The sequence below is a fragment of the Capnocytophaga granulosa ATCC 51502 genome (assembly GCF_000411115.1).
Lineage (GTDB): Bacteria > Bacteroidota > Bacteroidia > Flavobacteriales > Flavobacteriaceae > Capnocytophaga > Capnocytophaga granulosa.
Map to the genome: position 1 here is coordinate 70,316 of NZ_KE150258.1, position 20,774 is coordinate 91,089.

At 41.7% G+C, this 20,774-nt stretch carries 16 protein-coding genes and 2 tRNA genes; 9 read left to right on the top strand and 9 right to left on the bottom strand.

The genetic code is table 11. From position 1 onward, the window contains the following. Nucleotides 1-3: 3 nt before the first annotated feature. The gene (locus HMPREF9331_RS11310) at nucleotides 4-2,940 is read right to left on the bottom strand and encodes a SusC/RagA family TonB-linked outer membrane protein (protein WP_016421040.1); all 2,937 of its coding nucleotides are present in this window, start codon (nucleotides 2,938-2,940) and stop codon (nucleotides 4-6) included. A 435-nt stretch (nucleotides 2,941-3,375) separates the two neighbouring features. Here HMPREF9331_RS11310 and HMPREF9331_RS11320 point away from each other — a divergent pair, with 435 nt between their 5' ends. Next, nucleotides 3,376-4,821: a C69 family dipeptidase gene (locus tag HMPREF9331_RS11320; protein ID WP_016421041.1), complete on the top strand. Its 1,446-nt coding sequence runs from the start codon at nucleotides 3,376-3,378 to the stop codon at nucleotides 4,819-4,821. A gap of 85 nt (nucleotides 4,822-4,906) precedes the next feature. Here HMPREF9331_RS11320 and HMPREF9331_RS11325 read toward each other — a convergent pair whose 3' ends face one another. The 5 genes from HMPREF9331_RS11325 to HMPREF9331_RS11345 form a co-directional block, all read right to left on the bottom strand. Beyond that, nucleotides 4,907-6,217 (bottom strand): DUF4302 domain-containing protein, encoded by a 1,311-nt coding sequence (locus tag HMPREF9331_RS11325; protein WP_016421042.1) that lies wholly within the window; start codon nucleotides 6,215-6,217, stop codon nucleotides 4,907-4,909. A gap of 8 nt (nucleotides 6,218-6,225) precedes the next feature. After that, the gene (locus HMPREF9331_RS11330; RefSeq protein ID WP_009640997.1) at nucleotides 6,226-7,335 is read right to left on the bottom strand and encodes a substrate import-associated zinc metallohydrolase lipoprotein; all 1,110 of its coding nucleotides are present in this window, start codon (nucleotides 7,333-7,335) and stop codon (nucleotides 6,226-6,228) included. A 15-nt stretch (nucleotides 7,336-7,350) separates the two neighbouring features. After that, a complete protein-coding gene (locus HMPREF9331_RS11335; RefSeq protein ID WP_016421043.1) occupies nucleotides 7,351-8,955 on the bottom strand; it encodes a RagB/SusD family nutrient uptake outer membrane protein in 1,605 nt (534 codons plus the stop codon). Nucleotides 8,956-8,967: 12 nt separating this feature from the next. Next, nucleotides 8,968-12,120, bottom strand: coding sequence for a carboxypeptidase-like regulatory domain-containing protein (locus HMPREF9331_RS11340; protein WP_234945884.1), 3,153 nt, complete (start codon nucleotides 12,118-12,120; stop codon nucleotides 8,968-8,970). Between the two features lie 484 nt (nucleotides 12,121-12,604). Continuing rightward, nucleotides 12,605-13,090 (bottom strand): DUF2262 domain-containing protein, encoded by a 486-nt coding sequence (locus HMPREF9331_RS11345; protein ID WP_016421045.1) that lies wholly within the window; start codon nucleotides 13,088-13,090, stop codon nucleotides 12,605-12,607. Between the two features lie 261 nt (nucleotides 13,091-13,351). On the opposite strand from HMPREF9331_RS11345, the gene HMPREF9331_RS11350 reads away from it, so the two are divergent. After that, nucleotides 13,352-13,642 (top strand): SemiSWEET family transporter, encoded by a 291-nt coding sequence (locus HMPREF9331_RS11350; protein ID WP_009642495.1) that lies wholly within the window; start codon nucleotides 13,352-13,354, stop codon nucleotides 13,640-13,642. Between the two features lie 182 nt (nucleotides 13,643-13,824). Further along, a complete protein-coding gene (locus HMPREF9331_RS11355) occupies nucleotides 13,825-14,304 on the top strand; it encodes a Dps family protein (protein WP_016421046.1) in 480 nt (159 codons plus the stop codon). 477 nt (nucleotides 14,305-14,781) lie between these two features. On the opposite strand, the gene HMPREF9331_RS11360 is transcribed toward HMPREF9331_RS11355, so the two are convergent. Together HMPREF9331_RS11360 and HMPREF9331_RS11365 are read right to left on the bottom strand one after the other, a co-directional pair. Then, nucleotides 14,782-15,561, bottom strand: coding sequence for a DUF481 domain-containing protein (locus HMPREF9331_RS11360; RefSeq protein ID WP_016421047.1), 780 nt, complete (start codon nucleotides 15,559-15,561; stop codon nucleotides 14,782-14,784). A gap of 75 nt (nucleotides 15,562-15,636) precedes the next feature. Then, on the bottom strand, nucleotides 15,637-17,034 hold the full coding sequence (locus HMPREF9331_RS11365) for an ATP-dependent DNA helicase (protein WP_016421048.1): 1,398 nt from the start codon (nucleotides 17,032-17,034) through the stop codon (nucleotides 15,637-15,639). A 113-nt stretch (nucleotides 17,035-17,147) separates the two neighbouring features. Between HMPREF9331_RS11365 and HMPREF9331_RS11370 the strand changes: the two genes are divergently transcribed. The 4 genes from HMPREF9331_RS11370 to HMPREF9331_RS11385 all read left to right on the top strand — a co-directional run bounded on the left by HMPREF9331_RS11370 (nucleotide 17,148) and on the right by HMPREF9331_RS11385 (nucleotide 20,012). After that, the gene (locus HMPREF9331_RS11370) at nucleotides 17,148-17,816 is read left to right on the top strand and encodes a hypothetical protein (protein ID WP_016421049.1); all 669 of its coding nucleotides are present in this window, start codon (nucleotides 17,148-17,150) and stop codon (nucleotides 17,814-17,816) included. Beyond that, entirely contained in the window at nucleotides 17,758-18,621 is an 864-nt protein-coding gene (locus tag HMPREF9331_RS11375; RefSeq protein ID WP_262482237.1) for a DUF3822 family protein, read from the top strand. The genes HMPREF9331_RS11370 and HMPREF9331_RS11375 overlap by 59 nt, the downstream gene beginning before the upstream one ends. 140 nt (nucleotides 18,622-18,761) lie before the next feature. Then, nucleotides 18,762-19,001: a NifU family protein gene (locus tag HMPREF9331_RS11380; RefSeq protein WP_016421051.1), complete on the top strand. Its 240-nt coding sequence runs from the start codon at nucleotides 18,762-18,764 to the stop codon at nucleotides 18,999-19,001. Nucleotides 19,002-19,073: 72 nt separating this feature from the next. After that, the gene (locus HMPREF9331_RS11385; RefSeq protein ID WP_016421052.1) at nucleotides 19,074-20,012 is read left to right on the top strand and encodes a GYDIA family GHMP kinase; all 939 of its coding nucleotides are present in this window, start codon (nucleotides 19,074-19,076) and stop codon (nucleotides 20,010-20,012) included. Here HMPREF9331_RS11385 and HMPREF9331_RS11390 read toward each other — a convergent pair. Beyond that, nucleotides 19,963-20,295, bottom strand: coding sequence for a 2Fe-2S iron-sulfur cluster-binding family protein (locus HMPREF9331_RS11390; RefSeq protein WP_009642018.1), 333 nt, complete (start codon nucleotides 20,293-20,295; stop codon nucleotides 19,963-19,965). The two genes, HMPREF9331_RS11385 and HMPREF9331_RS11390, sit on opposite strands and share 50 nt — an antisense overlap. Nucleotides 20,296-20,553: 258 nt before the next feature. Here HMPREF9331_RS11390 and HMPREF9331_RS11395 point away from each other — a divergent pair. Further along, a tRNA-Val gene (locus HMPREF9331_RS11395) sits at nucleotides 20,554-20,628 on the top strand. A gap of 41 nt (nucleotides 20,629-20,669) precedes the next feature. Continuing rightward, nucleotides 20,670-20,744, top strand: a tRNA-Val gene (locus HMPREF9331_RS11400). Nucleotides 20,745-20,774 lie beyond the last annotated feature (30 nt).

Below are 20,774 nucleotides of genomic sequence, written 5' to 3' on the forward strand. Positions count from 1 at the left end.
GGGTTAAAGTCCTACACGTAAAGTAAATATCAATCGCTTAGGAGAGATAGGGGTATATCCGTTAACCAAGTAATCAGGATCATCTCCATTAAGGCGCTTATCGGCATAGAGTAAGGCTAAGTTGGTGGCTTGCAACTTGACACTAAGCTGGCGGATACGAGTCTCACGCAAGAAATCCTTATCGAAGGTATAGCCTAAAGAGATCTCTTTCAGGCGGATATTATCTCCCTTGGCGATACGAATATCGGAATAGTCATAGGTATTATAAGCCTGGCTGATTTCATTGTAGCCATAGGCATTTTGCATAAAAGTAGTATAGACTACAGGGATGTTGGTTTTGGTCTCATCACCAGCGAATTGCCAACGGTTGTTGAGCTCACGAGGGACAATTCCATAGTCGGTATAGATATTGCTGAGTTTTCTAAGGCGTACCACATTCCCATAGGAGTAAGTAAGCACTACCCCCAAGGAGATACCTTTGTAGTGAAAGGTATTGCTAAAGCTTCCCTTATCAGTAGGGATGAGGGTACCTGCATATTTTAGAAAATCTACGTTGCGACTATCGAATCGGATTCCCCCGATGGTAGATTGGTTGTGTTCGTTGAGGAAAGTAGGCAATCCCCTATCGTTGAGTCCATTGAAAGGAACTGAGAAGATAGACTTAAGTGGATAGCCTGCGCGGGCGAACCCTCCTTGGGAGGTAGCACTGGTAGAATAGCCAATCATATCACGAATGGTAGGAGTGGTAAGCAGCTCTGTGATTTCATTTTTAGCTCGAGAATAGATAAAGGAAGTCTTCCAAGAGAAGTCGGCTGTTTTGAGATTGGTTGTCTCCAAGCCTATTTCAAGCCCACGGATACGCATTTGAGCCATATTCCCTTTTTTGGTAGTGAAGCCCCCCGTACCTTGGGTAACAATATCCCCTATCAGGTCATAGCTATGACGGTGAAACCATTCTACAGAGAGGTTGATACGATCATCGAAGAAGCCCAAGTCTGCTCCTATGTTTAACTCTTGGTTTTTCTCATAGGTCAGGTCATGGTTGGCAATATTCTGGATTTCAAGACCTAACTCACGCTGAGTGGAGTTGCGCCAAGGATTGTTGATATAGAGCTGTGCTAAGGAATTGCTCACAGAAGGTGCTACAGCCGTTACTCCAAAAGAAGCCTTGAGAGTTAGGTGAGAAAGGGGCTTAAGAGAAGCAAAGAAGTTCTCTTGGCTCACATCCCACTTCAGTCCAGCATTCCAAGTAGGCATCCAACGGAGGTAGCGAGAAGGACCGAAAGCGTTAGAGGCATCATAGCGCAAAGTACCATTGGCCGTATAGCGTCCTTTGAGGGTATAAGAAGCATTGGCAAAGAAAGCCTGGTTGTTATTTTCAGTATCGGCTATGGTATAGTAGTTACGGAATTCTTCTTGCAACTTCTTGAACATCAGGTAAGAGAAAGAAGCATAGTTACCTGCATTGTAGAGCAAGCCATAGTTTCGATTCAGATCATTGGTATTCTTGGCGTTGTCCATCTCAAAGCCTCCGAATAAGGCGATACTATGTAGGCCTTCGGCAAAGGTATCCTTATAGCTAAGGGTCGCACGGAGGTTATTGGCCAGTGAGGTTTTGTCTATCTTCTCACGAATTCCTCCCTTGGGTAGTACCACCACTGGAAGGGCGAAAGGATCGTTAGGGTCTTTGTACAGATTGGTATTATTGTCCCTCACAGTTGTATTGGGCATGGCGCGGTAAGAGAGCACCCAGTTGGAATTTTCTTTATACTCTGTCTTTTGGGTATTATTTTGGTAGCGGATAGCACCCATGAGAATTGCCTCTATCTTAGGGGTGATCTTCCAAGAGAGTTGCCCCTGTATACGAAGGGTAGCTATATCGGTATCTATATAAGCGTTGTCCATCTCATTGAAGATGTTGTAAGGAGCATAGTTGGTTGTGTAATAGTCCTTAGCATTTAGAGTTCGAGAGTGGTTCAATGCATAGTTATAGCCATCCTGTATAGGAGTGGTTTGGTCTCGGTAGGAGAGGTCTGTGATCAGTCCCAAGCGCACTTTGGAAGAAAGATTATAGTTAGCATTGAGATTGGTTGTATACTGAGTGAGCTTATTACCTTTTTGCCAACCTGGATCTGAGAGGAGGCTTAGGGAGGCATAATAGGTAGATTTTTCATTTCCAGAGGAGAAGGAAAGGGTATGATTCTGCATTACGGAAGTTTGGAATAGTTGCTTGAACCAATTGGTATTACGTCTTTCGGCTTCTTGTAGGTAAGCCCTACGTCCTGCCTCGGTATTGAGTACGCGAGAGTTGCCTTGTCTATCAAGCTCGTAGAAGAGTTCATACATTCTTCCTACGATCCCTTTGTTCTTTTGGGTTACTACATTTTGAAACTCATAGTGGCCACCCTGCATCAGTTCTTGGATAACAGACATTTGTTCCTGAGAGTTCATAATGTTGTACTGGTCATAAGTAGGAATAAGGCGGAAAGTAGATTCGTTGGTATAGGTGAAGCTACTGGTTCCAGCGGCACCTTTTTTGGTGACCACTTCCACTACTCCTGCGATAGCACGAGGGCCATAGACAGCAGTAGCAGAGGCATCCTTAAGCACTCTAAAACTCTCGATGCTTTCAGCTGTAAGGCCTGGGATTGCGGAGGCTATCAGCAACTTAGCATCTTCGGAGACGAGATCTTCAGGTTTAAGGTCTATTTCGTCTTGGAGGATAACCCCATTGAGCACCCATAGGGGCTTTACCTCTTGATTGATAGACGTTTGCCCACGGGTATTGGTATTCATGGGCGCTTTTGGGGCAGGTTTGGGCTTTGTTTTGGCCTGCTTGCTCTGCTCCGTTTTTTTCAGTTCCTCCTGTGCCCAAGAGGTCTGTCCTACTGCTAAGAGCAGAAAGAAGAAGAGCAGAAATCTGACTTTCACTGTATTCATCTTTATGTATTAAAAATAGATTTTTTGAGTCTTGTTAGGGAAATCTCCCTTTTGAAAAAGGCTTGCAAAATTACGAATAAAAAAAGGAAAAAGCAAGCACTTTCCCCTATTTATGTAGGGCAAGAGATGTTAAAAGAACCATACCTAACACACATGAATTTCGTGTTCTTTTATCCACTAAATCATAAAGCTCATAAGAGGAAAAATCAGGAGTAATCCCAAAGGAGATGCCAGGCATGTAAGTCGAGGACAAAGGTAAAGCAGAAGAGTTTCCATATTTTTTAATAGTCAGTGGCCAGAAGTCAGTTTTCAGTCTTTTTGAGACTGACCTCTAAAAACTGAAAACCAACTAATATTTGTTTTTCTAGGGAAAAAAACGTAATTTTACTGCAATCAAAACCTACCTTTCTGTTTTTGAAAGCTAAACTAAAAGATATGAAAATAGAAAAAGACAAAATGAAGGATGTTTCTAATCCTTCCGAATGTACTACTATTATTGTAGGCAAGCGAGCCACCACCGATGGTTCTATGATTGTAGCACGTTCTGATGACTGGAGTGCTGTAGTGGCCAAAAGATTAAAAGTACACCCTGCGAAAGGACAAGGCCCTGAGGAATTTGTATCCTTCAACAATGGTTTCCGTTGTCCCCTTCCGAAAAAGGCACTAGGGTATATGGGGATGCCTCCTTATCAATACCCTGACCAATGGGAAAGTGCCGGCTTTAACACCGCCGGTGTGGGTATGAGTGCTACCGAGAGTATCTTTAGTAGTGAAAAAGCCCTAGCTGCTGACCCCTTAGTTCCCAATGGCTTAGGCGAAATTTCTATTAATTCGGTAGTGCTTCCTTATATCCATAGTGCCAAAGAAGGCGTAGAGAGATTGGGAGCTCTTATAGAGAAATATGGGATTGCAGAAGGCTTTGGGGTTGGTTTCATAGATCAAAAAGAGATATGGTATTTGGAAACCGCCTCTGGCCACCGCTGGATAGCCAGTCGTATTCCCAGCAATGTATATTTTGTAACAGCTAATCAGGCACGCCTGCGTGAGTATGATCCTATGGATAACCACCACTTCCTAGGCAGTGAAGACCTGATTGAGTTTGCTATCACTCACAAGCTATATGACCCTAGCAAGGGTGTTTTTGACTTCCATAAGGCTTACATTCGCGATGAAAAACTTGATACCACCTACAATTACCCACGCGTATGGGCTTTACAAGCACTCTTTAGTCCTGAAATAGAGAATGATGTAACTGAAAATAACTTTCCTGTATTTGTACAAGGTGAAAATTGTATCTCCTTAGCTGATGTCCGCCGTGCTTACTACCACCACTACCAAGGCTCGACACATGACCCTTACTTTCACCAAAATCCCAAAGAACCTTACCGCCCTGTGGCTATCTTCCGTGCTACTCATACTCATATCCTACAGGTAAGACCTGAGCTACCTAAGGCTATAGGCGAGATCAATTATGTGGCTTTCGGTATGGCAGCATTGGGAATTTTTATCCCTATCTACCAAGGGGTTACTTCCTATCCAGAGGCCTACACCAAGGGTGATAACCACTGCAAAGAGGATGCTGCTTACTGGATCCTAAGGCGTGTACAGACCTTAGGCATGGTCAATTATAACAAATATGCTCCCGTGATACGCGATGTGTATGACCGTTTTGAGACTGAAATGGAACAACGCCAACGTGAAATGGAGGCTGATTATCTTGCCCTCTACCCTACTCATCCTATGTCAGCTCAAGAGCTATTACAACGCTTTTCTGATCAGCTCTTAGAAGATGTACTTACCGTAAGTCGTGAGCTACTCAATGACCTCTTCACCCGCCTTACTCTGGATATAGAAGCCAAGTATCGCTTTGCAGGTGCATAAGAGAGTGATTAGTGACACTACTAACAAATAAAAGGGCTACCCTCGCGGGTAGCCCTTTTGAAAATGATGATATGAGAAATGCTAATTACTTGTAAAGGTAGAACCAGTAATCGCTATTGGTGGTACTGGTAAATTTGTAATAATCACCTCCGTCCTCTACTGTATAAGGGCCATTATTAGCAATAGCTCTATAGAGTATGGTAACAAGCCAAGAGTAGAACTGTATTTGGTTTCGGTATTCGCCTGTTCTGAGGGTTTTGTGATCAGATGGGTCTTTGAGGATAAAGCGCACTTGGTCAGGGTGATCTCCTACCCCTACCATATCCACTTCATAGTAAGTCCATACACCACCTTCGTATCCCTCTACATAAGAGATAAACTTGGTGAATCCTGCAACTGATTCGTTGTCATTTCCTTTAATAGTGGAAAGTCTAAGGTCGGTATGGCCACTTCTTTTAAGATCATACCACGCATAAGCCCACTTAATCCATGAATCCGTTGTATTGTAGCTACTCAATAGCTTATCGGAAACAAACCCTTCGTCAAACCACACTTTCATAGGGTTTTCTGTTAGTTGGAGAGGAGCTGCTTGGAGAGTAATGGTAAGGGTATTATCAGGTGTGGTAAGGGCTGTTTTTGCCTCATTGATATAGAGTTCGTCCAAAGTAACCCCATTTACAGTAACAGGTTCGTAGAACTTAAGACCCTTATCGGTTATCACAAAGGCCTGTTGCACATCCTGCCCATCATAACTAAAAGCTATTTGACGATAGCTAGGGAAAAGGGTCATGGTAACTGTCTTGCCACCGATTTGGGTAGAGTTAAGACCTTTGTCTTTAAGAACTTCCGTATTAGCACGTACCTTATTGAGGTATTCCTCACGGTTTCCTGTGAACTTGGTAAGAGTCATTTTGGTAGTGGAAGAACGCCCTACAATAGCATAACCATTACTTACAGGTTCCAAAATCTCTAACTCAATATCCCCACCACGAGCGTTAGGAAACTGACCAGAGGTACGGCGGAAGTGGTGTAACACATCGTTATATGTATCAAAACTAAGGGTGATTGCCTCGGTATTCTGATAAGAGAAGTAAGTGGTATATTCATCATTATTAGGCATGAACTCTGCTGAAGCACTTACCTTACCATCCTTGAATTTCAAGAAGATGTTATACCCCCCTACACTATGATCCATTCTTGGTAGCCCTAAGAAACGTCGGCTTACCTGAGGGAAATAAGAGAGTTGCCAATAAGTATCCTCTTCAAGGGTGTTCTTATAAGTCTCTAGGACATTGGCCATACGGCCTGCTGGTTTCTGGTCGAAATTATCATCTTCCTTGTAGCTACAAGAGGCTACCAAAGAAAGCGTCACGAGTAATATGATATATCTTTTCATAGCAAATTTTAATTATTAGGTAACACAGAGAAATCTTTTCTTGGTACAGGATTTCCTTCAAAGTCTCGACCCACTACATAAGGGTATCGGCTACGGATTTCAGCACGTAGTTCATCAAGATTGATATTCCATTCTTCCAAGAGATATTTCTTCATAATGGCCATTTTCTGTTCTATTTTTTGCTTACCTGTATAGGTTTCAGTAGGGCGTATTTTTACATCAGCTATTTTAAGCTGTTCTTCCCATACATTGGAAGACTCATAGGTGTTTTGACCATCGTTTAGGCTTCCGTAGTTCCAGAACTTATTCTTCCAAGCGGTGTAAAGCGCATCATCAAAGCCATCTCCGTCGGTATCCAAAGAACTATCTGTAGTAGCACAACCACAATCCTGTGTTGCATTGTGATATACGATATAGCGAGCCAACATCTCTACGAAGTCCTCATCGCTATTAAAGCTAGAGTATGCGGTCATAAAGCCGGCAGGCAAATAGTTTCTTGAGGATAGGTTCCAAGCTGTTACCCAGTTATCTCGCTTGTAGTCAGAAGCGGAGATCTTCTCATAATCAGTAGGATAGAGTTTGGCTTGGTGCCAAGTGTGTGCATTCTCATGATAAAGTGTAGCCAAGATGTTGTCGTTAAGCCAATAGATATTGTTAGGGTCCATATTGTTAATCTCCAACAAGTGAATCTTCACCCCAGCAGCGGCAAAACCTACCAGCTTCGCTCCAGTGGAGTTGAAAGCAGGTTCACCTATCAATATAATGGTATTGAAGGAGTGTTCTTTGAGGAACTGTTTGGAGGTTATTTTGATATAAGGCTCTACAAAGAGATAATTAAATACATTGACAAACTCTATCGCTTTTTCGTAGCGTGTAGGAGCCATCGTATAAGACCTATAGATTTCCCTTTCAAGGAAGCGGTATAATATATTTATACTATAAGGCTGAGAAAAGTGCTTTTCTATATACTTATCCAATGGATTCTGAGGGTTAATCACCTTTCCATTGACACCTCCATCGTCGGCAGTTGTAGCACTTTCGGAGGTATTGATTTTATCATCATTGGAACAGCCCATAAGGAAGGCTGCTGCCAAAAACATATATATTATTTTTTTCATAAGATACTATTTTTATTATCTTGGATTAGGGGTCATTCCTGCTTGTAGTACCATAGTAGGCAACTGAAGTGTACGTCTTGGGTCATCAGGAGGAAGTACCGCTTTGACAGAGAACTGGTTACGGTTATTTTCGTCGGTCTTGTAGCGTACTACCTCTATATTGTAGCGGCGTATATCCTGCCAACGCAAGCCATCACCAAGGGTAAGAACACGGCGGCACTCAAGCAAATAGTGCAAGAGGGGTTCCTGTATGCCATCAGCCTCTATAGTGAAGGAAGGATTTAAGTGCTTCTTCTGAGTTGCTCCATCGTCAGTAGCTTGGGAGTAGTTTATACCATTGTAGAAAGCCACAATTTCGTCCTGAGTTACTTGGTTCTTGTTGGTATAACCTGCTACTTCTTTAACTTGGATAAACTTAGATGTCCATAGGTTCAAGTCATTAACAGCGCTTTCGTACTGCTTGAGGTGTATCTTAGCTTCGGCACGTACCAAGAGGGTTTCGTCGGTAGTGAAAGGAATCATGATACTTCTGGAATAATCGCCTGAGAAAGCAGGCCATTTGTCAAAGAAAATAGTATTGGCATCGTTACTTTCTGTCTTAATAGGCATGAACCAATAGCGCTCATTGATAATAGCCTTTCCTTGTGTATCCCATAGGTTAGGAGCTGCCAAAGTTTCTTGGTTGGAAATACGGCTATTGTGGGTGTAACGGCGCGAATAGTCTTCAGAGAAATAGTTAGTAATGTTCGAATACACTGGCAATACTAAGAGGTTCGCCTGTATATCATCACGGGTATAGTAGAGCGCTCTGTTTCCTTGTTTGGTACTTCCTACTTTGCTCACATCACGGAAGTCTTTCCAGTTTCTTAGCAAGTTCTTAGTGGTTCTATCGTTGGTAGTAAGCACTTCATTGGCTGCATCCAAGGCTTTTTGCCACTGTTGGTAATAGAGGTAGAAGCGTGCTGCAAAGGCATAAGCTGCTCTTTTGTTGAAGTGATACTTAGGCATATCATAGTAGCTATCATTGATAAGGGGCAATCCCTCTTGCAAGTCGGCATCTATCTGCTGGTAGATTTTAGCCACTGAAGTACGTTCGTACTTTTTGTTCAATTCAGTCTCAGGGGCGAGCATATAAGGAATCCCAGGGTCAGAGGCGCTGGTAGAAGGATTATAAGGCTTCCCAAAGAGGTTCACTAGTTCAAAGTGCCCGTAAGCACGAGCTACCAAGGCCTCACCACGAGCAGGTTGTAGCTCAGCGGTATTACCCAATTTGTCAATGGCCTCTAGGGCTGTATTGGCATGGTTAATGGCATCATAGTGATATTGCCATACGTACTTTAATCCCTCATAATCAGAGTATTCGTTAATGGGTTCCCAGTTGGCTATTTCTACGGCCAATGGGGGGTCAAACTTCACGAGATCTCCTCCATCACCTATGTTATCGGAAGAAAATTCGTTCAAGATGCTGGCACTTACCTGAGGATAGGCATTGACCAAGAGTTTCTTTACCTTTTCAGGAGAGTCCACACGTACTTGGTTATCAGGTAGTTCGTCCAATAGTTTGTTACAGCTTGTAAGTGCTAGAAAAGCAGCTGAAAATATATAATATAATCTTTTCATATCGTCTTAGTATTAAAGTCCTACACGTAAAGTAAAGATAATTCGCTTAGGCGAAATAGGGGTATAGCCATTGGCAAGGTAGTCAGGATCGTCTCCGTTGAGTTTCTTGTCGGCATAGAGCAGCGCCACATTGGTAGCCTGTAACTTCATGCTGAGCAGGCGGATACGTGTATCCCTCAAGAAATCTTTGTCAAAGGTATAACCTATAGAAATCTCTTTTAGGCGGATATTATCACCCTTGGCTATACGCACATCGGAATAGTCATAAGTGAGATAAGTACGTCTGATTTGATCCCAGCTGTATGTCTTTTCATACATATAGGTAGTATAGAGACGTGGAATATTGGTTTTGTTCTCATCGCCAGGTACGAGCCAACGATTGTTGAGTTCTCGAGGAGCATTGGCATAGTCGTTATATACATTGTTCAAATGTCTTAGACGTACCACATTTCCGTAAGAATAGGTAAATACCACCCCGAAAGAAATTCCTTTGTAGTTGATTGTATTGCTAAAACTACCACGGTCAGTAGGAATGAGGGTACCTGAGTATTTCAAGAAATCCACATTTCGGTTATCAAAACGAATACCACTCATGGTTACATCCCCGTTTTGATCACGGAAAGTAGGCAATCCGTTGCTAGCAAGTCCGTTGAAGGGAACAGAGAATAGAGATTTTAGTGGATAACCCTCTTTGGCAAAACCACCAGCCGATGTTGCATCGGAGGAGTTATAGCCCACCATATCAGAAATATTAGGACTGGTAAGGAGCTTGGTTATTTCGTTCTTAGCACGAGAGTAGATAAAGGAAGTACGCCAAGAGAAATCGTCGGTCTTGATATTGGTAGTTTCCAAACCTATTTCCAAACCATGGGTACGCATTTCGGCCATATTACCTTTCTTAACTATGGTACCACCTACCCCTTGGGTTACGATGTCCCCGATTAGGTCATAGCTGCGACGATTGAACCATTCGGCTGAGATGTTGATACGGTCATTGAATAAGCCAAACTGAGTACCTATGTTAAGCTCTTGGTTTTTCTCATAGGTAAGGTCGTGGTTTGCAGAATAAGAGATATTAAGCCCCAACTCTTGTTGCTTGGAGTTCTTCCAAGGTAGGTTTGGATAGATCTGGGAGAGAGAGTTGCTCACCGATGGTGCTACCGCAGTAATCCCAATAGAACCATAGATATTTAAGTGAGAAAGTGGTTTTAGGTACTTGAAGAAGCTTTCCTGAGTAACGTCCCAAGTAAGACCTGTATTCCAGGTAGGCATCCAGCGGATATAGCGAGATTCCCCGAATTGGTTAGAGGCATCATAACGCAAAGTACCACTAAAAGTGTAACGACCATTGAACGTATAAGAGGCATTACCGAAGAAAGCCTGATAGTTACCTACCGTATTATTAATGGTATAATACTTATTGTCATCCTCTTCTTGGCGTTTCTTAAATATCATATAGTTATAAGAACTATAGTAGCCTAAGTTATAGAGTATTCCAAAGTTTCTATTGACATCGTTGGTATATTTGGCATTATCCATATCAAAACCACCGAATAGGGACAAGGCATGCAATCCGTCCTTGAAAGAGTCATTATAACTAATAGTAGCACGGAAGCTGTTGGCATTGGTCGTATTTTCGGTTTTTCTACGGATCCCTCCTTCAGGAAGTACAGAGAGCGGTAAGGCGAAGGGGTCGTTAGGGTCTTTGTACAAGTTGGAATTATAGTTCCTTATCACAGAGTTAGGCATATATCGGTAAGAGAGTGCCTCGTTGGAGTTCTCTGTTTTCTCCTGATTATAGATAGCTGATTGGTAACGAATAGCTCCCATAATGGCTGCTTCCACCTTAGGGGTAATCTTATAAGTAAGTTGTGCCTGTAGTCGTAAGTTTGCTATATCGGTATCCATATAAGCATTATCTATCTCATTGAAGATATTATAAGGAGAATAGTTACGTGTATAGTAGGCCTTAGGGTCTAAAGTACGAGAGCTATAAAGGGCATACTTATAGAGCGAACCTGTGGAAGAGATATAAGGAGAGGTCTCATCGCGATAGGAAAGGTCAGTGATGACATTGAGGATAAATTTGGAAGAAAGGTTGTAGTTGGCATTGAGGTTTCCTGAGTATTGTGCCAACTTACTACCCTTAGTCCATCCTGGGTCTGCCAGTACATTGATAGAGGCATAATAGGTAGATTTTTCATTCCCTGAAGAGAAAGAAAGCGTATGGTTCTGCATCACAGAGGTTTGGAAAAGTTGCTTGAACCAGTTGGTATTTCGTCTTTCAGCTTCTTGTAGATAAGCCAAGCGACCTGCAGAAGTATTAGGCACTATGGCATTTCCGTCAGGGCCGATTGTTTTGTGTAGTTCATACATTTTACCAATGATTCCCTTGGTCTGTAGGCCGGACATGCTTTCTGTCTTGAAGTGTCCACCACGCATAAGCTCTTGCATAACCGACATATGGTCTTGGGAGTTCATGATATTATACTCATTATAGGTAGGAATGAGTCGATAGGTAGATTCATTCGTATAGGTAATGCTGCTGGAGCCTGCGGTACCTTTTTTGGTCACCACTTCCACCACCCCCGCGATGGCACGAGGCCCATAAGTTGCAGTAGCAGAGGCATCATTGATCACACGGAAGCTCTCAATACTCTCTGCGGTAAGTCCCGGAATAGCTGATGCAATGAGCAACTTGGCATCCTCAGAAACCAAGTCTTCCGGCTTGAGATCGATATCATCCTGAAGTGGTACGCCATTGAGCACCCATAGAGGCTTTGCTTCTTTGGAGATAGAAGTTTGCCCTCGTGAGTTGGTATTCATAGGCGCTCTTGATTCTCCTTTTGTGGCGGCTACCTCACCTTCTTTAAGCATAGTAACATCCACAACGAGGGAAGTTGGGGTCAGCTCCTGCGGCTGCATGCCTTTGAGCGCGAAGACTAAGGTTTGTCCCTTAGTGATTTCGAGGGTATACTTCCCATCGAAATCGGTGTACGTACTTTGGGAGGTGTCTTTTACACTGACCTGTACGCCAGCCAGTGGCTTGGATTGGGAATCTTTTACCAATCCAGAAATTTTCATCTCCTCTTGAGCTAAGGAGACATGCCATACTCCAAAGAGGAGTAAGAACATGCACAGCAATCTGAATTTGACTGTATTCATCTTTATATACTTAAAATAGATTTTTTCCATCAAAAGTTTTTCCTTATCACCGGCAAGACATATCTTGAAAATATTATCCTACTGAGAGCTTTTATAAATACCTATTTTAACGCGAGTTCGACGTAAGCAAAATTATATTTTTCTCCCACAGATTCCACGGATTTTCACGGAGAGAAAGATATAACAACTAAGTATAACTCCTTAATTTCCACGGATAAATAAGGCCTTTGGCCTTATAAAAATCTGTGTAAATCGCAACAGCACAATTACACAAACATAGAAAATCTGTGAAATCCGTGAAAATCTGTGGGAGCTTTTGTTATATCGAACTCACGTTATTTTAGAAAAAGGCTCGCAAATTTACGAATTTTAAACGACATATTCTACAATAATTTGTTAATTAGCAAATAGACTAATGCGCCTATTAATCTATAAAAACAAATTAGCCAATTAGTCAACGAACTTATTGACTAATTGGCTAATATCAGAACATCTTCTTAAAAAAGGAAGTTAGTTTCTCCAAGAATTTACTTTTATAAGGAGCATTTAAGTACCACTGCTGGAACTCTGGATGTTTGTACCCATGATTTAAACTGACCTCTACAATGAGCTGATAGTTTTTATAACAACTAATATTGTAATAAAAGTCTATACTCTCATCAAAAAATTGTATAGCCGAAAGGGTCATCATGCGTTCGAAGCATTCTTCGGTAGCCTCAGGCCTCCCATTTTTTTCATTACACTCATTAAAGCAGTCTATATTCTGATGTGCGAGATACTTTTTAGCTTTCTCGTCCAATGTGGGAAGATAGACCAATACATTGTTGGCCGTTTCCAATAGCTGCTGGAGCGTATAGGCATAGTTGTCCAAAATAATTTCTACTTTGCGTCCTTTATAGGCTACTGCAATTTCATAAGAATCAGGCACAGCCTCATTCTTTTTCAAGTCATTAAGGTGTAAAGATTTCATTAAGTTTTAGTCTATATTATTACAAATGGAGTTGGTGCTCATTTGCGGGGCAAAGGTACGAATTAAAAACCAAATAACTCCTTATCTTTTCCTAACTTTAGCTTATTTGATATGTTAAAAACAACTAATTACTCATAGTCAATGATTTACAAATGTTAATTAACAATTAAACGTAAAAATATTCGCCCTTCCATTTGTCCATTATTTAATTTATTTTCATACATTTGCAATATATTTAGAACCATTAAAAATTAGATAAATATGGACAAATTCGAAGAAAAGCAAGCCAGCGGAGAAAGCAAATTCATTCGCATTCTCAGTGTTTTAGCAGCTGTTATGGCTGTAGCTATGTATGTAGCCTACATTGACCAAATTCAAAAAACATGGGGTGATGCCACAGGGCCTTGGTTACAACCTTTTGTAGCAGGAATCAACTGTAGCTTGTGGGTAGCTTATGGTTTCTTAAAGCGAGACAGAGACTATCCTATTGTATTTGCTAACCTTCCAGGTATCATACTTGGCTTTATCGCAGCCTACTCAGCCGCATTCTAACCATGATTAATGAATTAATGCCAGCAGTGATTATCATTGTTGGCATTATTGCTAATTTCTATATTGATTTGCATTACTATCAAAAATCTTTATAATTGATATAGAGAAAAAAGATAAAAAAGTCTTTACTTTGCTATCCAGAAGTCGTACCTTTGCACCGTTGAATTTAAAACCTTTAAAATATGAGTTTAAACAGTTTAGGCCTTAACAAGGCACAAGTAGAGAAAGAAATTGCATCACTTAACATTTTGCTTTCTAACTATCAAACCTATTATCAGAACTTACGTGGGGTACACTGGAATATCAAGGGAAAACGCTTTTTTGAACTACATATAAAGTTCGAAGAGCTTTACAATGCCGCTCAAGAACAAGTGGATCAAATCGCTGAACGTATCTTAACCCTTGGAGGAGTACCTTTCAACACCTTAGCAAGCTATGTAAAACATGCTACTATCCCAGTGGGAGAAAACGTAACTGATGACGACAAAGCCGTTCGCCTTATCACAGACAGCATTGTAGCACTACTTCCTTTGGAAAGAGAACTACTTACCTTCTCTGATGAGATCAATGACGAGGGTACTAACACCCTTATCAGCAACTTCATCGTAGAACAAGAGAAAAACCTATGGATGCTTAAGTCCTACCTTAACGAGGCAATCTAATTTGCTTTAAGAAAAAATAAGTTTGTTAAAAAGGGCTGCCCCAAAAGGGCAGTCCTTTTTGTTTTTATAGCTTCTACAATTACAGCCATGGTGCAAATAGTAATCCCCCCTTCTGTCTCATTTGAAGCATTTGGTTTATTTTATTTCCTTATTAATACACTCATAGTTTATTTACTGTCTTCAAATTCAACCACAAAGATATAAATAACATGAGTTCGACGTAAGCAAAATTATATTTTTCTCCCACAGATTCCACGGATTTTCACAGAGAGAATAACGCAACAACTAAGTATAACTCCTTAATTTCCACGGATAAATAAGGCCTTTGGCCTTATAAAAATCTGTGTAAATCGCAACAGCACAATTACACAAACATAGAAAATCTGTGAAATCCGTGAAAATCTGTGGGAGCTTTCGTTATATCGAACTTACGTTAAATAATTTCTCTTGCAAAAAACTTTTGAGATATTTTTTCTTTTAAAATGATATAAATACCCCTCCTGTAAAAATAGTATAGCCTTTGCGGATAGGGACTATAGGGCGGGTATGGTAGAGGTATTGGTAGGAAAGCCATACCCCAAAGTGCTCGGTAATCTTGTGACGGAGGTCTAAGGCGGTAGCCCAACGGGGATTGCCTATTTTGCTATCCATACGATTGTGCATATAAGCGCTGGCAATCAGTAACCACTTCTCGGTAAACTGGAACTTAAGGCCTGTATGCAATTGAGACTTGATATTTCTCTGATACTCCCTCCCTTCAAAGCTATGGGGAAGCGGTACGCCATTGTAGTTCCATTGTTCGTATTCGCCAAAAAAGCCTATGCCCGCGAACCATATGAAGTGCTCGGTTTGAACTAAATGAAATCGGGATTGTAGCCCCGCGGCCAATTTCAATTCCAAGCCTCTGGAGGGTGTCCATACGGATTCAGCAAAAGGATAGATCTCTATCGCTTTACGAATCATATAGCGATATTCCCCATGCAAGAAACCATTGTTGACCGAGGTAGTCTCTCCTGAGCGAATCATCTCTACCTGATTGAAAAAGGTCAAGGCATGCTTCTTTCTGACCAATAAAGTGATATTGGCATTATTTTTTAGCTGGAAGAAGTCCTCCCGCTCCGTTTTGAAATTGAACTCAGGGGCGATTGTGCCTTGTATCACCCGTGTTGTATCAATAGGTGTTGCCAGACTCTCTGTGAAAATTATCTGAGCCTCAGCCATAATTGGCGTAAGAAGTAATAAATAAAGAAATCTCATAATAATGGTTAATTGTTAATTGTTAATTATTAATGATTAATGGTATTGATCATTAATCATTATTGGCATTAATCATTAAAAAATGACATCTTCTGCAGCAAAGTTTATCAGGTATAGTTTTTTCTTGGCGCGTGTAATGGCTGTATATAACCAACGAAAATAGGCTACACTTTGGCCTTCGGGAAGGTAGGGTTTTTCTACAAATACCTTTTCCCACTGTCCGCCTTGGCTTTTGTGACAGGTAACAGCATAGGCATACTTTACCTGTAGGGCATTATAATAAGGATGTGTACGAATATTCAGCGGAGCTATAAAGCCCGTTTGCTTGTTATACTCTTGTAATATTGCTCGATATAGTTCGTTCTGCTCCTCATAGGTCTGTGAGGGGTTGGCACTGGTGAGTGTATCTAGGAGCAATATGGCCTCGAAAGGGTCTATATGAGGGTAGTCCAATAGCCGAATGAGCACATGAGCAAAGGTATTGCCATAGAGTCGCTCCACCGATTGTATCTCAAGCACTTCTATGGTATCGCCATTGGCGATAAAGCCAGCGGTATCGGCCGCCCATAGGTAGTTGTTCTTGACCACCATCAGTTGGTCGCCCACACAGAGGAGTTCGTCGTACTCGAAGGCCACCTGTCGTATCTGTTGGTTATACTCCACGGCACGCTTATTGGCACGTACAATAAAGCAGGTCTCCTCCACCCCACTCTCCTCATAGGCTTCCAAAAGGGCGTCCTGCACCTCGGAGGCATTCTCTAGAAGTACCATATCCTTGAAAGGGGTTATACGCATACGGAAATTGTCCTTAAAGGTCTCTATACGCTTTCTTAGTCGGGTAGCATTGTAAAGGATACCCGATTTGCGCCCTTGTCTGACCACATCGGTAAGGACACCCTCAATGACTTCCTTATGATAGACAAAGGAAAGTCTATCGCTATCCAAGGCAGGACTTAGGGGGGTATGTATAGGGGGCAACTGTGCTGTATCGCCTATGATCAGCAAGCGGCAATTATCCCCTACATAGACAAACTCCATGAGATCCGAGAGTAACGACCCCTGACCAAAGACACTCTCCTCCCCTATCATAGAGGCCTCATCCACTATAAAGAGCGTATCGGAGGCTTTGTTGTCCTTCAGTGAAAAGGAAAACATACCCAGCTCATCTATCGCCTGATAGATATACTTATGAATGGTAAAAGCCCGCTGAGCAGTGTAGGTAGTCATCACTTTAGCTGCTCTCCCTGTGGGTGCCAGCAAGACTACCTTCTGAGAAAGCGCCTTGAGGGTCTTGACAAGGGTGTTAACCAGTGTGGTTTTTCCCGTCCCTGCAAAGCCCTTCAGAAGGAAAAGACTCTGGTCATTATCGTCGGCCAAAAAGCCCGCAAGTTCCTCTAAAACAGACTCTTGCGATTCAGTAGGCTCCCACCCAAAGTACCCTAAAAGTAGCTCATAGATATCCTCTATATCCATATGTTGATAAATAATTTCAAAGATAAGAAAAATTTCTTTGCAAAAAAGTCTTTTTTTAAAAAAAATATTGTATTTTTGCTCATTGTTGCGAATTTAATACAAATACATATTATATGAGAAGAGGAATTCAAGCTGCTTTGTTGATAATCAGTGCGATAGGTTTTTATTTGATATATAAATCTATCCAGACGCCTATTGAGTTTGCCCGTGAGAGCAAGGCGCGTTTTGCCAAAGTAATTGCTACGCTGAAGGATATCCGTAAGAGCGAAGAGGCTTACGAGGCGATCAACAAGACTTATACGAACAATTTCGCCGATTTGGAGAAATTCATTGAGAATGGGCAGTTCTATATCACCACCAGTCGTGATACTAGCTGGACTGCGTTTGACCCACACTTTAAGATAGATGTGCTCAAACAAAGCTCAATTACTGATACCATAGGAAAAGTATCTGTAAAGGATTCCCTATTTAAAGGGTCTGACCGATACAAACGAATGGCATCGGTAAAAGTGGGTGATCGTACCATTCCTATCAAGATAGAAACAGGAGTTATCACTCGTGATAATGACGTGAAGTTCCCTGTATTTCAAGTAAAGGTATCTAAGAAAGATATTCTTGAGGGCTTAGACGAGGAAGAAATAGAGAGAGAACTCCAAAAAGTAGGAGTAAATGACATCAAAGGGCCTTATGTATCGGTAGGTTCTATGACTGAGGTATCAAGTAATGGTAACTGGCCCTCTTACTACAACGATAAGTCAGAAAACAAAAGTGGCTCAGAGTAATCATTTACATATTGAGTTTAAAAAAATGTCCATTCAATTGAATTTGGATGGGCTTTCTTTTTGTATCTTTAACCCAGGACTCTCTTGTATAGAGTCTATCTATCACTTATCACTGCCTGCTTCTATGCCGCCTATTGTTGCCGAACAGGAAGTACAAAAATATCTGAATGAGGAGCGGGCTCTCTGTCAAGACTTTGATACAATCAAGGTATTGCATAACAATGAGCAATTCGCCTTTGTCCCTGAAAAACTCTTCGCTACGGAACACCTTTTTGAGTACCTCAAGTTCAATGTGGCGGAGTATCGCAACCAAATTATTAGCCATGATACACTCAGCAGGGAGAAGATGATCAATGTGTATATCCCCAACGCCGCTATCAACCGAGTCCTAAGAGAGACCTATGGAATTTTTGAGTACGAACACTTCACTACCACTCTCTTGGGCGTACTACTGATGCACAATCCTCAGAAAAAGGATGCTATCTATGCCCATTTTGACAAGAATTCCTTCCACTTGGTCGTATTCAAAGAAGGACAACTGGCTTTTTTCAATCGTTTTGCTTTTGAGGAGCCTATAGATATGCTCTATTACCTGCTCTTTTCATTAGAACAACTCGCTATAGATACCGAAGTTACTCCTTTGTATCTCTTGGGAGATATCATACGTAACTCCGAGTGGTATTACCTTATATATAAGTATGTGCGATTCATCTATTTTCTCCCTCCACAGAAGAATAACCCCTTCTGCCAAAATATGGATCCTACACTGGCCAGACAGAATTTTATATTGACACACACCTTTTAAAAGGTAAGAGGTAAGAGTACTATAGTAACTGACTACTGACTACTGAAATTAACAATTGACAATTAATAATTAACAATTAAAAATCGTTTTTATTCCGTATCTTTGCGCAAAGAAAACGTAAAACCTTATAACATATTAGCATGAATAATCCAGACTTATTGAAACGAGTGGAAACTGCCTTAGCTGAAATTCGCCCTTACTTACAAAATGACGGAGGAGATATCTCCCTAATTGGTATAGAAGAAGATAAGATTGTAAAAGTACAGCTCTTAGGGAGCTGTCTGAATTGTAGTGTGAACCAAATGACCCTCAAGAGTGGCGTAGAAATGACGGTAAAGAAATATGCCCCTGAGATAGAAAAGGTTGTGAATGTAATTTAATTAAGAAAAGAATAATTTGTTTTGTTTATTTCCCTTTAGGGGCTACGGCTCTTAAGGGGTTTTTCTTTACTTATGGAGAAAAAAGAGTTTTATGCCCACGGAAAGTTACTCCTCACGGGGGAGTATGCCGTCTTGGACGGTGCTTTGTCCTTAGCCCTACCCACTCGGTATGGTCAGCATATGGAGGTATCCCTTCTCAAGGAACAGCGCATTCATTTTCGTAGTCTTACCATGGATGGCTCAGTATGGTTTGAAGAAGACCTATTTACAGGAAGTGACAATCCCATAGCCCAGACCTTAGAGCGTATTCTTAGAGAAGCTCAAAGGCTACAAGCTGATTTCCTCTTGGAGGGAGGCGCTATGGTTACCACTCGCTTGGAGTTTCCCCAAGGCTGGGGATTGGGGTCGTCCTCTACCCTGATTGCCATGCTTGCCCAATGGGCAGGCGTGGATCCTTACCAACTCTTGTGGAACAGCTTCGGGGGGAGTGGGTACGACATAGCTTGTGCCACGGCCTCCTCTGCTATCCTCTACCAGCTACAAGAGGGACAAGCCAAGAGCTATCCGATCTACTATCAGCCTGAGTTTGCCGACTCGCTTTTCTTTGTCTACCTAAACCAAAAGCAGAACAGCAGGGAGGGCATTGCCCACTACAAGGCCATCAAAAAGCACAAAGCAAGCCTCCTCCAGCAGCTCACTCACCTTACTGAAGCAGTGTATCGCTGCCGCGACAAGGCGCTATTCGCCAACCTTATCACCGAGCATGAGGCGCTACTCTCTACTTTCTTACAGCTACCCACTGCAAAAGAACGCCTTTTTGCCGACTTTGCAGGGGCTATCAAGAGCTTAGGGGCTTGGGGGGGCGACTTTGTTTTGGCAGTAGGTGAAGGAGACTATGTGAGAGACTATTTCACAAGTAAAGGATTCGATACCATACTCCCTTTCAAGCAAATGATTCTCCCTACGGATAGGGAGCCAATATTACCTCCAAGCCCTCAAGGTCTTCTGTAATAGGAATTTGGCAACCCAAACGACTGTTTTCTTTGGTATAGGAAGTTTCAAAAAGCATAGCCTCCTCCTCTGGGCCTATCTCAGGCAGGGGGGTATCGCTCATGATATAGCATTGGCAAGAGCCACACATGGCCATACCGCCGCATACCCCTATTTCGCCATCTTCGGCTATAGCATAGGCACGAATGACTTCCATAAGGGACATATTCATATCGGTAGGGGCTTCTACCTCAAAGAGGACGCCATTCCTATCGGTTATTTTTAGATTTACTTCTGCTGACATATCAGTTGTATGAGAGTGCAAAAATACGAAATTAATGTTTAATGCCAACAATGATTAATGATTAATGATTAATGACCAATGAAATAGTGATTAGTGATTAGTGAACAGTGATTAACATCTGCTAACCTCTAACCACTGACTACTGACCACTAACCACTGATAGCTGACAATCAAAGGGTTGTGATTTTTAAAAAAAATTCTTGGAAAAATATTTGTCAGTTTAAAAAAAGGTTGTATCTTTGCACCCGAATTACAAAAGGGTTCTTAGCTCAGCTGGTTCAGAGCATCTGCCTTACAAGCAGAGGGTCACTGGTTCGAATCCAGTAGGACCCACTTTTGTTAGTTTTTTCAAAGTTAATTACAATTTAATGTTAGGGTTCTTAGCTCAGCTGGTTCAGAGCATCTGCCTTACAAGCAGAGGGTCACTGGTTCGAATCCAGTAGGACCCACTAACAGCGTAAAAAGGTAAAGAGTAGTCA

What these genes read in the sequence shown, in the direction of transcription:
- HMPREF9331_RS11320 (WP_016421041.1), top strand. Translation starts at nt 3,376, where the DNA reads ATGAAAATAGAAAAAGACAAAATGAAGGATGTTTCTAATCCTTCCGAA.
- HMPREF9331_RS11355 (WP_016421046.1), top strand. Translation starts at nt 13,825, where the DNA reads ATGAGTTTAAACAGTTTAGGCCTTAACAAGGCACAAGTAGAGAAAGAA.
- HMPREF9331_RS11370 (WP_016421049.1), top strand. Translation starts at nt 17,148, where the DNA reads ATGAGAAGAGGAATTCAAGCTGCTTTGTTGATAATCAGTGCGATAGGT.
- HMPREF9331_RS11345 (WP_016421045.1), bottom strand. Translation starts at nt 13,090, where the DNA reads ATGAAATCTTTACACCTTAATGACTTGAAAAAGAATGAGGCTGTGCCT.
- HMPREF9331_RS11380 (WP_016421051.1), top strand. Translation starts at nt 18,762, where the DNA reads ATGAATAATCCAGACTTATTGAAACGAGTGGAAACTGCCTTAGCTGAA.
- HMPREF9331_RS11335 (WP_016421043.1), bottom strand. Translation starts at nt 8,955, where the DNA reads ATGAAAAGATTATATTATATATTTTCAGCTGCTTTTCTAGCACTTACA.
- HMPREF9331_RS11350 (WP_009642495.1), top strand. Translation starts at nt 13,352, where the DNA reads ATGGACAAATTCGAAGAAAAGCAAGCCAGCGGAGAAAGCAAATTCATT.
- HMPREF9331_RS11375 (WP_262482237.1), top strand. Translation starts at nt 17,758, where the DNA reads ATGGTAACTGGCCCTCTTACTACAACGATAAGTCAGAAAACAAAAGTG.
- HMPREF9331_RS11385 (WP_016421052.1), top strand. Translation starts at nt 19,074, where the DNA reads ATGGAGAAAAAAGAGTTTTATGCCCACGGAAAGTTACTCCTCACGGGG.
- HMPREF9331_RS11330 (WP_009640997.1), bottom strand. Translation starts at nt 7,335, where the DNA reads ATGAAAAAAATAATATATATGTTTTTGGCAGCAGCCTTCCTTATGGGC.
- HMPREF9331_RS11310 (WP_016421040.1), bottom strand. Translation starts at nt 2,940, where the DNA reads ATGAATACAGTGAAAGTCAGATTTCTGCTCTTCTTCTTTCTGCTCTTA.
- HMPREF9331_RS11340 (WP_234945884.1), bottom strand. Translation starts at nt 12,120, where the DNA reads ATGAATACAGTCAAATTCAGATTGCTGTGCATGTTCTTACTCCTCTTT.
- HMPREF9331_RS11390 (WP_009642018.1), bottom strand. Translation starts at nt 20,295, where the DNA reads ATGTCAGCAGAAGTAAATCTAAAAATAACCGATAGGAATGGCGTCCTC.
- HMPREF9331_RS11365 (WP_016421048.1), bottom strand. Translation starts at nt 17,034, where the DNA reads ATGGATATAGAGGATATCTATGAGCTACTTTTAGGGTACTTTGGGTGG.
- HMPREF9331_RS11360 (WP_016421047.1), bottom strand. Translation starts at nt 15,561, where the DNA reads ATGAGATTTCTTTATTTATTACTTCTTACGCCAATTATGGCTGAGGCT.
- HMPREF9331_RS11325 (WP_016421042.1), bottom strand. Translation starts at nt 6,217, where the DNA reads ATGAAAAGATATATCATATTACTCGTGACGCTTTCTTTGGTAGCCTCT.